This window comes from Streptococcus suis (assembly GCA_002831545.1).
GTDB lineage: Bacteria > Bacillota > Bacilli > Lactobacillales > Streptococcaceae > Streptococcus > Streptococcus suis_P.
The window spans coordinates 639,853-652,255 of record CP025095.1 but is presented as its reverse complement, the minus strand read 5'-3'; the positions used below and the strand labels follow the sequence as shown (position 1 = coordinate 652,255).

General features: G+C 42.1%; 13 protein-coding genes. 1 reads left to right on the top strand and 12 read right to left on the bottom strand.

Annotated elements, in window-relative coordinates; all coding sequences use genetic code 11:
* Positions 1-104: 104 nt before the first annotated feature.
* Complete coding sequence (locus CWM22_03390) at positions 105-794, bottom strand: 50S ribosomal protein L1 (GenBank protein AUC91021.1); 690 nt, start codon at positions 792-794, stop codon at positions 105-107.
* Positions 795-834: 40 nt separating this feature from the next.
* The gene (gene rplK / locus CWM22_03385; GenBank protein ID AUC91020.1) at positions 835-1,260 is read right to left on the bottom strand and encodes a 50S ribosomal protein L11; all 426 of its coding nucleotides are present in this window, start codon (positions 1,258-1,260) and stop codon (positions 835-837) included.
* Positions 1,261-1,426: 166 nt separating this feature from the next.
* Between rplK and CWM22_03380 the strand changes: the two genes are divergently transcribed.
* A complete protein-coding gene (locus CWM22_03380) occupies positions 1,427-1,795 on the top strand; it encodes a DUF3397 domain-containing protein (GenBank protein ID AUC92832.1) in 369 nt (122 codons plus the stop codon).
* A gap of 40 nt (positions 1,796-1,835) precedes the next feature.
* Here CWM22_03380 and CWM22_03375 read toward each other — a convergent pair whose 3' ends face one another.
* The 10 genes from CWM22_03375 to CWM22_03330 form a co-directional block, all read right to left on the bottom strand.
* Complete coding sequence (locus CWM22_03375) at positions 1,836-2,222, bottom strand: VOC family protein (GenBank protein AUC91019.1); 387 nt, start codon at positions 2,220-2,222, stop codon at positions 1,836-1,838.
* Positions 2,222-4,591 (bottom strand): cell division protein FtsK, encoded by a 2,370-nt coding sequence (locus tag CWM22_03370; GenBank protein AUC91018.1) that lies wholly within the window; start codon positions 4,589-4,591, stop codon positions 2,222-2,224. Before CWM22_03370 ends, CWM22_03375 begins: the two co-directional genes overlap by 1 nt.
* Positions 4,592-4,715: 124 nt before the next feature.
* Positions 4,716-6,068 (bottom strand): beta-fructofuranosidase, encoded by a 1,353-nt coding sequence (locus CWM22_03365; protein ID AUC91017.1) that lies wholly within the window; start codon positions 6,066-6,068, stop codon positions 4,716-4,718.
* 18 nt (positions 6,069-6,086) lie between these two features.
* Positions 6,087-7,697, bottom strand: coding sequence for an ABC transporter substrate-binding protein (locus tag CWM22_03360; protein ID AUC91016.1), 1,611 nt, complete (start codon positions 7,695-7,697; stop codon positions 6,087-6,089).
* A gap of 144 nt (positions 7,698-7,841) precedes the next feature.
* On the bottom strand, positions 7,842-8,729 hold the full coding sequence (locus CWM22_03355) for a carbohydrate ABC transporter permease (GenBank protein AUC91015.1): 888 nt from the start codon (positions 8,727-8,729) through the stop codon (positions 7,842-7,844).
* Positions 8,730-8,738: 9 nt separating this feature from the next.
* Positions 8,739-9,659 (bottom strand): sugar ABC transporter permease, encoded by a 921-nt coding sequence (locus CWM22_03350; protein AUC91014.1) that lies wholly within the window; start codon positions 9,657-9,659, stop codon positions 8,739-8,741.
* Positions 9,660-9,816: 157 nt separating this feature from the next.
* Complete coding sequence (locus CWM22_03345; protein AUC91013.1) at positions 9,817-10,803, bottom strand: LacI family transcriptional regulator; 987 nt, start codon at positions 10,801-10,803, stop codon at positions 9,817-9,819.
* A gap of 156 nt (positions 10,804-10,959) precedes the next feature.
* Entirely contained in the window at positions 10,960-11,505 is a 546-nt protein-coding gene (locus CWM22_03340) for a hypothetical protein (protein ID AUC91012.1), read from the bottom strand.
* A complete protein-coding gene (locus CWM22_03335) occupies positions 11,506-11,883 on the bottom strand; it encodes a glyoxalase/bleomycin resistance/extradiol dioxygenase family protein (protein ID AUC91011.1) in 378 nt (125 codons plus the stop codon).
* 84 nt (positions 11,884-11,967) lie between these two features.
* Positions 11,968-12,321, bottom strand: coding sequence for a DUF2500 domain-containing protein (locus CWM22_03330; protein ID AUC91010.1), 354 nt, complete (start codon positions 12,319-12,321; stop codon positions 11,968-11,970).
* Between the last annotated feature and the right edge of the window lie 82 nt (positions 12,322-12,403).

Genomic DNA, 12,403 nt, shown 5'->3' with positions numbered 1-12,403 from the left:
AAAATAACTTTAGAGTTCTCAAATTGATAAACTCAGATGTATACTGTTTCTAATTCATATTCCTTATAGAAAAAAAGATTGCCCTAAGACAATCTTTCTATTTATTAAAGTGAGTTAGGATCAACTTTGATACCAACACCTTGTGTTGTTGTAATTGATACTGAAGTCATGTAAGTACCTTTAGCTGTAGCTGGTTTAGCTTTAGCCATTACATCGTGGAAAGCTTTGAAGTTTTCAACGAGTTTGTCAGCGTCAAATGATACTTTACCGATAAGAGCTTGTACGATACCTGCTTTGTCAGCACGGTAAGTGATTTTACCACCTTTAGACTCTTCAACTGCTTTAGCAACATCCATTGTTACTGTACCAGTTTTAGGGTTTGGCATCAAGTTACGTGGACCAAGTACACGACCAAGACGTCCAACAACAGCCATCATATCTGGAGTTGCGATAACAACGTCGAAGTCCAACCAACCACCGTTGATTTTAGCAACGAGGTCATCTTCACCAACAAAGTCTGCACCAGCAGCTTTTGCTTCTTCTGCTTTAGCACCACGTGCGAAAACAAGAACGCGTGAAGTTTTACCAGTACCGTTTGGCAATACCATTGCACCACGGATTTGTTGGTCTGCTTTACGTACGTCGATGTTCAAGTTGTAAGCAACTTCAACTGACGCATCAAATTTAGCGAAGTTAGTTTCTTTTGCAAGAGCAACAGCTTCTTCTACGCTGTAAAGTTTTGTGCTGTCGATTTTTTCAAGAGCAGCACGCAAGTTTTTGCTTTTTTTAGCCATGTTATATGTCTCCTTGTAATCAGATAATCTTGGGTGCTACTTAGTCAGTAACAGTGAATCCCATAGAACGAGCAGTACCTTCGATCATACGCATTGCAGCTTCAAGAGATGCAGCGTTCAAGTCAGGCATTTTAGTTTCAGCAATTTCTTGTACTTGTGCACGAGTAACTGTTGCAACTTTAGTTTTGTTTGGTGTACCTGAACCTTTTTCAACACCTGCAGCTTTTTTCAAAAGAACAGCAGCTGGTGGTGTTTTAGTGATGAAAGTGAATGATTTATCTTCATACACAGAGATAACTACTGGGATGATCATACCAGCTTGGTCAGCTGTACGAGCGTTAAACTCTTTTGTGAATCCCATGATGTTGATACCTGCTTGACCAAGTGCTGGACCGACTGGTGGAGCTGGAGTAGCTTTACCTGCAGGAATTTGAAGTTTTACGAGTTTTTCGACTTTTTTAGCCATGATATAAAATCCTCCTATTGTGGTTTTGGCGGTAATTACAGATTTTTACCTCCCACAAATATGTGTTTTGCACATACCTTTTCATTATACATGATTTTCAAATAAATGCAAGCTTTATGTTTACTTTTTTTCACATTTTTTATAGAATGAAAGTATGAATGAAAGTATGTTTGAATCAATTCTTTTTACAAAAATTATTGCAGTCCTTTTTATCTTTCTAACCTTGGCAATTTCTATCATTGCGGTCAAGTTTTTTAGGTTGCAAAAATATGGTAGAAACTTTGCTGATATTGCCTTTCCGCTCTATGCCCTTGAATTTTATCTCATCTCAGACAGGATTTACTACAGTAGTTTGCTGCCTCATTTACTTCTAGCCCTCTCCCTTCTATCTATGGGATTATGTGCCTTCTTCCTCTTTAAGAAAAAGGAACTCTCCTATAAGCGTTTTTTCAAGGTCTTCTGGAGAGCTAGTTTTATCCTAACCTTCTTTATGTATTTAGCCCTAGTCATCGCTGTATTAACACTCAAATCCTAGAACAAAGCCCCTGTAGCCTCAAGGCTACAAGGGGCTTATTTTATTCATGAATTTCAAGTGGCAGACCATCTGGATCAAAGAAGAAAGCCATCTTCTTCCCATCAAAATCATCTGTACGCAGGGGCTCATGTCGAATGCCCAAACGGTCAAACTCTTCCAGGCAAGCCTCCACATCTGCAACCTGAAAGGCGAGATGACGTAGACCTGTATGTTCTGGATTGGGCATGGCTGGACGAATAGGCGCATCCGGCTTGATAAAAATTTCCAAGACCATATTTCCCTTTTTGACGTTGAAAAGAATGTCATTTTTTTCTGGTCGGATGTGTTCGTCCAACTGCTCAAAACCCAATTTGTCGACATAAAATTCTCTGGTTTGCTCATAATTGCTACCGATAATAGCAATATGGTGGACTGTTTCAAATTTCATTATTGTGTTTCCAATACCTTTCTGGGTTTGGTGCCTTCTGCGGGACCAATAACTCCTGCTGCTTCCAATTCTTCCATCAGTCTGGTTGCTCGGTTAAAACCGACAGATAGGCGGCGTTGAATCATGGATGCGCTAGCTTTTTGCGTTTCTACAACCAAGGCTCGTACTTCTTCAAAGAGTGGGTCGCCGCCCGCGTCTCCGAAACCAGTATCACTATCGCCTTCTGCCACTTCTCCAGGGTCAAAGGTTTCGTCATATTCTGCCTCGGCTTGCTCCTTGACAAAGTTAACAATTCGTTCAACATCGTCATCAGAAATAAAGGAGCCTTGTAGACGAACAGGGGCAGACTCTCCAATTGGATGGAAGAGCATGTCTCCACGACCCAGCAATTTCTCCGCACCATTTTCTCCCAAGATGGTCCTTGAATCGGTGCCAGACGCCACCGCAAAGGCAACACGAGACGGTACGTTGGCTTTGATCAGACCAGAGATAACATCAACAGACGGACGCTGAGTGGCAAGAATCATGTGAATACCTGCTGCACGAGCCTTCTGCCCCAATCGAATAATGGCATCTTCCACTTCCTTGCTGGCCACCATCATCAAGTCTGCCAACTCGTCCACAATGACAACAATGAGGGGAAGTGGAATTTGTTTTTCTTCTGAACGGCTATTAAATTCCTCGACCTTCGCATTATAACCTTCCAAGTTTCGGACACCAATTTGGCTAAACAACTCATAGCGTTTCTCCATTTCATCCACTACTTTTTGAAGAGCTCGAGCAGCCTTGCGTGGGTTGGTCACAACGGGAATCAATAGGTGGGGAATATCATTATAGACCGATAATTCGACCATTTTGGGGTCAATCATCATGAACTTAACTTGGTCTGGACCAGCTTTCATTAGAATTGAAGAGATGATACCGTTGACAGCAACAGACTTCCCTGAACCAGTTGAACCAGCCACCAATAGATGGGGCATACGTGCTAGGTTAAAGGAACGGACGGAACCATTGACAGCCTTACCGAGAGGAATTTCCAGAAGTTTGTCTGGGTCTGTTTTAGATTGTTCCCAGAGCTCACGGAAAGGTACTGTAGCCACTTCGGAGTTTGGAACTTCAATACCGACCAGTGATTTTCCCGGGATAGGAGCTTCAATACGGACATCTTTAGCCGCAAGGGCTAGAGCCAAATCATCAGCTAGGTTAGAAATCCGATTGACACGGACGCCGACTGCTGGTTTGACTTCATACTTGGTTACCGATGGTCCAATCTCAGCACGCTCAACTACTACCTTGATTCCAAAACTAGCAAAGGTGTCTTCTAAAACTTTAATATTCTGACGAACAATTCGTTTTTCATTGGACTGACTCTTAGCTTTTATAGGAGCAAATAAGTCTATGGACGGAAGTTTATATGCTAGTCTCTGCTTAGGCTTGAAATCAATCTCCACATCTGTCTCGTCCTTTTCAAACTCATTTGGTTCAGAAGCCTGGCTTGCCGAGTTTGATTGTGCTGGTTGGTCATCTTCTGCCAACATAATAGGAAATTCATCTTCTATGTCTAAGTGGTCATATTCTGAAATAATCGGTATTTGAACAGGCTCTTCTTCGAGGATTTCACCCGTTTCTAAATCGACATGTCTATCTACCAGTGCCAAAGCCCGAGCTGACTCTTCCTCTTCCTCTAGACGAAGGCGTTCCTCTTCTAGACGAGCTAATTCTTGCTGACGTTTTTCTTCTCGTTCTGCTTTTTTCTGTGTTCGAAGCTCTGCTCTTTTTACCTGCGTCTCCACCAACTTATCTTTGGCAACCGCCAAGCCATCGGCAACATCATAAACAGACCATGGGCTTACAAAAAAGATACCAAATACTATCACTAGAAGACCGATGAAGAAGGAACCGACATTTGCAAAGAGGAAGGAGACTGGCAGATAGAAGATACTTCCAATCATCCCTCCGCCTAGAAATGCTGTTACCTGAAACTTAGCTAGGTCTGACAAGGCCAATTTTAGAGTATGACCGAATAAGTCACTCCCTTGGTAGGTCCAATCTAAGTAAGCCTGAAATTCAATTAATAACCCGATAACAATCAGCCAGAAGCCCGATATGGCCCCTTCTCTTTCGCGTAAGACTTTGGGAATAAGAAGGTAGATAAATGCACCCGCCAATAATAGATAGGCCAGACTACCAAATAATAGCCGGAAAATATTGTAGCTGGTCACTCCAAACACACCTAGGCGACTGGCTGCAAAGGCAATGAATAAAAGCCCCAATACTCGAAGGGTGATATTTTTAACACGTTCTTGCTGTGCTAATTCTGCCTTGGTTGGTCGCCTCGTAGCCTTTCCTTTTTTACTCGTTTTTGCCATAAAATCCTCAACTTTCTCAATCTCTTTATTTTATCATAATTGAGAATATTTTTCATATCAGAAAAAGCCCTGCATTATACACAGGACTTCTCTTGGAGTGAAAGAATAATTTAGGGGGGCAATGTTATTTAATAGTACGCTCACCTTCTACGTAGAAAGTTGAGGTCAAGCTTTCTTGACCGTCGTTGACAAGGATTTCCACACAATTGGTGTCAACCAAGACCAGCAAGTCTGTCGCTTGAACAGTAACTGCTCGGCGAACCGTTGACCACTCCTCTTCACCAGCTTGCTGAATCTTAAGAGAACTACGGTCAATATAGACTTCTTGGCTTTCCTTATCGTAACCAAATTGCAGGTAATCTTGGTCGTTTCCAAGTTTTAGTTCCAAACTGTCTTCCAGTTTAAGAATGAGCTTGCTTGGACCTTGGATACTTTGTCCAATTTCAATATCCTTGAAGGCTTCCAAGACACTTGTTGGCAGCACTTGGTGCAATCCGTTTTCAGTCTTCTTGAGAATGCGTGGAAGGGTCATCTGACCGTACCACTTATGGCCTAGGTCATTGGTCACCAACTTGCGACCCCAGGTGTGCATCCAGGCTACCATGACACGTTCTCCTTCTGGACCTTGGGTTGTTTGAGCTGCGTAGAAGTCATGTCCGTGGTCAATTTCCTTAAATGAATCTGCCACAAAGACCTTTTTATCCCAGTCCACATGACCTGTCACAAAGATGTTGGAGTTGATATTGATAAAGTCATTTCCGTCTTTTTGGTAACGCATGGGAGAGATAATCAGGTACTCTTGACCGTCCACTTCAAAGTAGTCAGGACATTCCCAGACAAAGCCTTGATTGGCCTCACCTTTCAAGAAGATAGACTCAAATGTCCAATCTGTCAGGTTGGGGGAGCTGAGTAAGACGATACAGCCGACATTGTCCTTGTGCTTGGTTGCGACAACAGAGTAGTAGTGACCATCTTTCTCAAAAATCTTCGGATCGCGGAAGTCATTGGCAATCACTTCTTCTGGCAGTCCATCTGCTGTTGCGACTGGATTCTGCTCGATTTTTTCAAAGTGAATACCGTCAGTCGAGAAAGCCATGTTCTGAACTTGACTAACCGTCCCGTCTTCATTGACGATGTGACCTGTGTACATGAGCCAGAGGACATCATCTTTGACAATGGCAGAGCCCGAGAAACAGCCGTCTTTATCGTAAGCTTTATCAGGAGCTAGGGCAACTGGAAGTTGTTCCCAGTTGACCAAGTCCTTACTTTTCGCATGCCCCCAGTGCATCGGTCCCCAAACACTTTCGTAAGGGTTGAATTGGTAGAACAAATGGTATTCTCCACGGAAGTAGATAAATCCATTGGGGTCGTTCATCCAGCCTGTTTCTGGTGTCAGATGGGCTTGCGGTTTGAAAATCGGATTGACATTTCCTTTTTCTGTTTGAATAAATTGATTGGCTTCTACTACTGTTTTCACAGGCAGCCTCCTTTTAAATTACTGATTTTCTTTGTACTGATCGTAGTATTTTTGCTTGATAGCTAACCAGTCAGAAAGACCATAGTTTTCCAATTCTTTCAAGTAGCTATCCCACTCTTCTTCGATACCACCGTTTACAATCCATTCTGCACGTTTACGGTAGATGAAGTCGTTCATATCTGCTTCAACTTGGGCAATCTTATCCAAATCTTCTTGTTCCATGAAGACACGAGGGTAGATGTCATCGTTGGTCACATAATCAAGATAGGTTGCGTGCATCAAGTCCAAACGCCATTTCGCATCGTCTGGCATAGTTGTCACAGTTCCGTAGTACTCATCAAGAATAGCAAGCGGTCCACCAACTTCTGTCTTCTGACGCAATTCGCCTGGAGCTGTCCCCTCTAATGGCAAGTGTTTTAAGCTATTGGTTGCTTTGTCAAGTTCAAAAATATTTTGCTGTGTTTCATCCCCATAGGTACCCCAGTTGTTTTGGACAGATTGGAGCGGAGCGTATTGGGCATCAATCCACTTGGCTGTCAATTCCAAGTTTTTATTTGCCGAGGTGATAACCATGCGGTCACGCTGGAAGCCCATACCGTTTGTACGTGTGATGTGCTTGGTTCCGTCAGGCCCTGCCAACACAGGCAAGATATCATAAGTATCGTTCATACCTGTAATGTTAGCTTTATCCCAAGTGAAGTAAACACCATATAGATTTTCACTACCTTTGGCAATGTAAGTATTCCAATCTTGTTCAAACGCTTCCGGATCTAGAAGACCTTTTTCTTGAAGGGTACGCATGAACTCAACACCTTCTTTGTAGTCTTCATTGTCCGCTGTGAAGTCAACAGTTCCGTCATTGCTAACAACTAAGTGATCATCATTATCACCAACACCGAATGCCCCAAAAAGAATTTTGAAGTCTTCATTTCCTCCGCCATTGATGAATCCCATTGGGATTTCATCCGCCTTGCCATTTCCGTTTGGATCTTGGGTCTTGAAGGCTTCAAGGACCTTAATCAAGTCATCCGTTGTTTTTGGCATTTCAAGACCGAGTTTGTTCAACCATTCTTTGTTGATCCAAGCAATATCATTAACAGTGTGGATTGATTCCTTGCCTTCACCTAACTCTTCAATCCATGGGAATGAGTAGATATGTCCGTCTGGAGCTGTAATCATGGAACGGTACTCTGGATTTTCATCCAAAATTTTCTTGAGGTTTGGCATATGCTCATCAATCAAGTCTTCAACTGGTACGATAACCCCTTGTTTTGCCCAGTTCATCAATTCCACATCGGAAGCACCGTCATTATGGATGGCGTCTGGCAAATCACCTGAGGCAATATCCAAGTTCCGCTTTTCACCAAAGTCTGACTGGTAGTTTGTCCAATCAATATGAACGCCAGTTTCTTCCTCAAGACGTTGGAAAATCAACTTATCATTAGGATCAGCTGGAGCTAGGGGGGAGCTAGCTGTCATGAACTTAAGCGTAACTGATTTCTCCAGCGGGAATTGAACATTTTTCAATTCATAATCAGGGCTTGATGCAGTATTTTTTGAGCCACAAGCAGCCAACAACACGGTACTTGCTAGAAGCGTAACAACTGTTTTTCCAAATTTGTGTTTCATCAGAAACAACCTCCTGTATTTGTAAATTGATTTTTTAGAATATCTTTCAGTTTCCTTTTATTACTAGGCAACGAACTGAAGGCTGTACTGAGGTACGGCAAAGTGAGTTAACGACGTAAGAAAAGAGAAAATGAAAGATATTTATTAACCTTTTAATGAACCAGCCATAATACCCTTATCAAAGTATTTCTGGAAGAATGGATACATGACAATGAGTGGCAAGCTAGAGATGACAATGGTCGCATACTTAATCATTTCTGCGATTCGTTTCATTTCATTCATGGCTGCCTGGGCACCAATCATGTCCTTAGCAGGCTCGCTCTGAATGAGGATTTTACGAAGTACTAGTTGGAGTGGCTCCAAGTCTGGATTCTTGATGTAAATCATGGCATCAAAGTAAGAATTCCATTGACCGACAAAGGCATAGAGGAAGAGCACAAACATGATTGGCTTAGCTAGTGGAATCATGATTTTCCAGAAAATCTGAAATTCATTGGCACCGTCCATAACGGCTGCTTCTACCAACTCATCTGGCAAGCCTTGGAAATAGGTTCGTGCCAAGATGATATTCCAAACATTGACCGCACCAGGGATAATAATGGCCCAGACAGTGTTCAACATTCCCAAATCTTTAACCAAGAGATAAGTCGGAACAAGTCCACCACCGAAGAACATGGTGAATACTAGGAAAGCATTGATCCATTTTTTTCCCACTAAATCTTTTTTCGAGAGTGGATAGGCAGTCATGACTGAGATAGCCACTGTCACAAAGGCAAAGGAGAAGGAATAAAAGAGGGAGTTGAAAAATCCGCGTAGGATGGATTTATCTGAAAATACCCGTTGGTAACCTTCTACTGTCCAATCCTTTGGATCAAAGCTAATTCCCTTGCTGACCAAGGCCTGCGGATCCATAAAGGAAGCGACTAAGATATAGACCATAGGCACAACTGTTATGAGAACAAGAAATGCCAGCAAGATTTTATTGACAACCAGCATTCGCTTGTCAAATTTTGTGTACATTTGTGTATTCATACGAACCTCCTATAAGCCTTGTCCATCATTGATGCGTTTGACAATCTTATTAACTGCAATCAGCAGGATAATATTGATAAGTGCGTTAAATAAGCCAACCGCTGTTGAGTAAGAGTAGTCACCTGACACCAAACCGATTTTATAGACATAGGTTGAAATGATTTCAGAACTAGTTAGGTTGAGGGAGGTCTGCATCAGGAAGGCTTTTTCATAGCCAACGTTCATGATGCCCCCAGCTGCTAAGATAAACTGAATGACCATAACTGGTTTTAGTGCTGGCAAGTCAATATGCCAGATACGTTGGAAGATATTGGCACCATCCAGTTTCGCTGCTTCAATCAAGGCCGGATCGACATTGACTAAGGTAGCCGTGTAGAGTGTTGATGCCCAGCCCATTCCCTGCCAAATACCACTGAGAATATAGAGCGGTCTGAAGAAGTCTGGGTCTGTCAGGAAGTTTGCTTCAATGCCAAACATACCTAGAATAGAGTTGACCGGTCCTCCTACTGAGAAGAAGAGGAAAATCATACCGACAATGACTACGACCGAGATAAAGTTTGGAGCGTAGAGCACCAACTGAATCCGTTTTTTAGCCTTATCGCTCAATAGTTGGTTGAGCATGATGGCCAAAATAATGGGTGGGAGAAATCCTAGTAGTAGACCGTAGACACTCAATTTCAAGGTGTTGGCAAGCAAGGTGCCGAAATTTGGAGAAGAGAGAAACTTGGTAAACTCTTCAAACCCAATCCACTCGCTACCAAGCACCCCTTTTAAGGGATTGTAGTCTTTAAAGGCAATCAGTACTCCGTACATAGGAATGTAACGGAAGATGAAAGTCAAGACCAAGCCTGGTAGTAACATCAGTAACAAGAGTTTCTGTTGCTTGATTCTATCGAATAGACTAGCTTGTTGCAGTTTTGATGTTTTCATAAGAACTCCTTTTTGAAACGTTTCAAATTTATTGATTTTAGAAAGAGGTCTAACCCTCCGTTTTTTGAAACGTTTCATTTTTCTTGTAAAAATAAAACCAACTGTTTATTGATGATTTTATTTTACCATTGTAACCGTTTTCTGTCAACCCCTATTTTCAATTTTTTGTCGTTTTTCCTTCAACATAGGAAATCGGCAAGGTGATTTGTTGTGGTTGCCCTTTTCTATCAATGATATCAATCAAACAAGCCACTGCTTCTTGAGCCATTCTTTCTAACGGTTGACGAATGGTGGAAAGTTCTAGAGAGCGTTCACTTGCCAACTGAATACCATCATAGCCAATCACCTGCACATCTTCTGGAACCCGTCGTCCCAGTTTTTCCAAAACAGCAAGTGTGTCTAGGGCAGTAAAATCATTGATGGTGAAAATAGCGTCAACCTGTGGATTGTAAATTAGAAACTCTTCGACTTGACCGACAAAGTCATCATATGGCTCTTCCAAGTCCAAGACATGACAAGGAAAACCTGCCTCTAAAATTCGCTTTTCAAAATACAATCTACGCTTCTTGGTTTCGTTGATTGTTTTATTGTGCCCACCAATAAAGGCAAATTGGCTACCACCTTTTTCAATCAAGATGTCCGCTGCCAGCTCCGCACCAGCTTGGTTGTCCGAGCTGACACAGGCAATGGCCTTGTTTTCATAGGTGCGGTCGATACTGACAAAGGGGATATTGGACGATAGGTAATCATCAATTGGACTATAGGTGATGGCGATAATGCCGTCCACCTTATTTTGTTGTAGCATTGTTAGATAGTCTAGTTCCCGCTTAGGGCCTGAGATATTGCAAAGCAAGAGTTTGTAGTTCTTCTTGCTCAGGGCTACTTCGACATGGTAGGCAAATTCTCCAAAAAAAGGATGCCAAACTGTCGGAATAATCAAGGCAATGGTTTCTGTCTTGTTCTTCTTCATGCCACGAGCATAGACATCTGGGATGTAATTCAATTCCTTGATGGCTGCTTTGACTTTTTCAAGCGTACTTTCCTTAATACCTGGCTCATTGTTGATAACTCTTGATACAGTCCCAACGCTTACACCAGCAACCCGCGCAACATCTTTCATGGTGATTGATTTTTGCTCTTCCATGGTTTACCCCTTTCTTTTGAAACGTTTCAATAATTTACACTAGAATATCATTGATAGCGTTTTCTGTCAAGAAAAATTGACTTGTTAGCACATAAAAACACCCAAAAAGCTAGAATGATTCCAACTTTTGGGTGCCGTTCCAAAAGCTTTTCTATTTTACTTGTACATCTTCTTCATTGGGTGTTTTGCAAGCACTTCTGGGTGATTATCGAGTACAGCTCTGCCTTTTTCCGTCAGGGCATAGCCACGGACAGTAAAGTATGGAGCCAGCTTTTCTTCTGTCAAGTTGTCCTTGAGGGCAGTGTCGAGGTCTGCCGCCTTCATCTTAGACAGGCCTGTCACACCCTCTGCTTTGAGGATATTTTTCTTGGCAGTCGAGGTGATATGATCCAATGAATCAAAAGCGGTTTCGACGTAGGCATAACCGTCCGCGATCAACTGCTCCATGTGAGCAGGACCATTGATACCATACATGTACTCAAAGTACTTGGAGTAGGGTGTCGTCGTTTCAAAAGAACCCAGGCTAATCCGCCATAGCAAAATAATATCTCCCGGCAAAATTCCTTCTTCTAGCCGAACCATATTGCGTTTGGGAACAGGCTTGGCCTCCAAAAGCCAGGCTGCCAAGTCACGCTCGGGGGAAATATAGGGTTTGACCTCGTGGTCTTTATACATTTCTTCAACACGATTCTGGAGTGACATTTACTTTACCTCACGAATTGCGTAATAATTTCCATCATTGTCTGCAAAGCTAATTACCTTCATGAAACCAAGGTCCATGACTGGATTCGTTGTGACACCACGTTCAACAAGTTCTTCGTAAGTTTTGGCTACATCTACTGATGTCATTAAGATTGATGGTGTACCTAAGTTTAATTCTGGCTCCATTTCAGCAACCTCTGCCTTATCATGAAGTACAAATTGTACCTCACTGTCTGATTTAGGTGCAATAATGTAAGAAGTTTGGGGGCCTTGCACTTGTTTTTCTACACGTTCAAATCCCATTTTCTCTTTCCAAAATTGAGCTGAAGCCTCAATATCATTCACATATAACATAACTTGTCCGATTGATTGAATCATCTTAAATACCTCTTTTGCGTTGTACGAACATGTGTTCAAACCATTATATACTAGATAGGGATATTCTCCAAAGAAAAACGACTCTTAGAGCCGTTCAAAACCTAGGAAACGAGTCCCTTGAAAATGCAGGGTGCCTACATCTCCCTCTGCTAAAAGGGCATATTCATCTGAACGAAGGCGAAATTCCTGCCGTTTTCCCTCCCATTCAAACGTTACATAATAATTGGTTCGTGCTACTTCGTTACCAAAAACATGGGTTCGTTTAGAGACAAGCTTAGCCTTGCAAGATTCTTTGGGCGCCCGATTGTTGTGGTGCCATTCCATAAAATTTTTAATAATATGGAAACAAACCGTCGCTAATATGATCGCGGAAAAACTGTAGAAAAGGACCGTATGCCATACTAGGCTTCCATCTGGGGCAAACAAGTTCTCAAACATCATTATTCTCCTTTTGTATCTGTAAATATAGTATATCATATTATTGTTTTAGATACGCTTTTTATACTAGATAAAAATTGAA

Bases quoted from the DNA above. Each gene is read 5' to 3' on its own strand.
- CWM22_03390 (AUC91021.1), bottom strand. From the start codon at position 794: ATGGCTAAAAAAAGCAAAAACTTGCGTGCTGCTCTTGAAAAAATCGAC.
- rplK (AUC91020.1), bottom strand. From the start codon at position 1,260: ATGGCTAAAAAAGTCGAAAAACTCGTAAAACTTCAAATTCCTGCAGGT.
- CWM22_03380 (AUC92832.1), top strand. From the start codon at position 1,427: ATGTTTGAATCAATTCTTTTTACAAAAATTATTGCAGTCCTTTTTATC.
- CWM22_03375 (AUC91019.1), bottom strand. From the start codon at position 2,222: ATGAAATTTGAAACAGTCCACCATATTGCTATTATCGGTAGCAATTAT.
- CWM22_03370 (AUC91018.1), bottom strand. From the start codon at position 4,591: ATGGCAAAAACGAGTAAAAAAGGAAAGGCTACGAGGCGACCAACCAAG.
- CWM22_03360 (AUC91016.1), bottom strand. From the start codon at position 7,697: ATGAAACACAAATTTGGAAAAACAGTTGTTACGCTTCTAGCAAGTACC.
- CWM22_03355 (AUC91015.1), bottom strand. From the start codon at position 8,729: ATGAATACACAAATGTACACAAAATTTGACAAGCGAATGCTGGTTGTC.
- CWM22_03350 (AUC91014.1), bottom strand. From the start codon at position 9,659: ATGAAAACATCAAAACTGCAACAAGCTAGTCTATTCGATAGAATCAAG.
- CWM22_03345 (AUC91013.1), bottom strand. From the start codon at position 10,803: ATGGAAGAGCAAAAATCAATCACCATGAAAGATGTTGCGCGGGTTGCT.
- CWM22_03340 (AUC91012.1), bottom strand. From the start codon at position 11,505: ATGTCACTCCAGAATCGTGTTGAAGAAATGTATAAAGACCACGAGGTC.
- CWM22_03335 (AUC91011.1), bottom strand. From the start codon at position 11,883: ATGATTCAATCAATCGGACAAGTTATGTTATATGTGAATGATATTGAG.
- CWM22_03330 (AUC91010.1), bottom strand. From the start codon at position 12,321: ATGTTTGAGAACTTGTTTGCCCCAGATGGAAGCCTAGTATGGCATACG.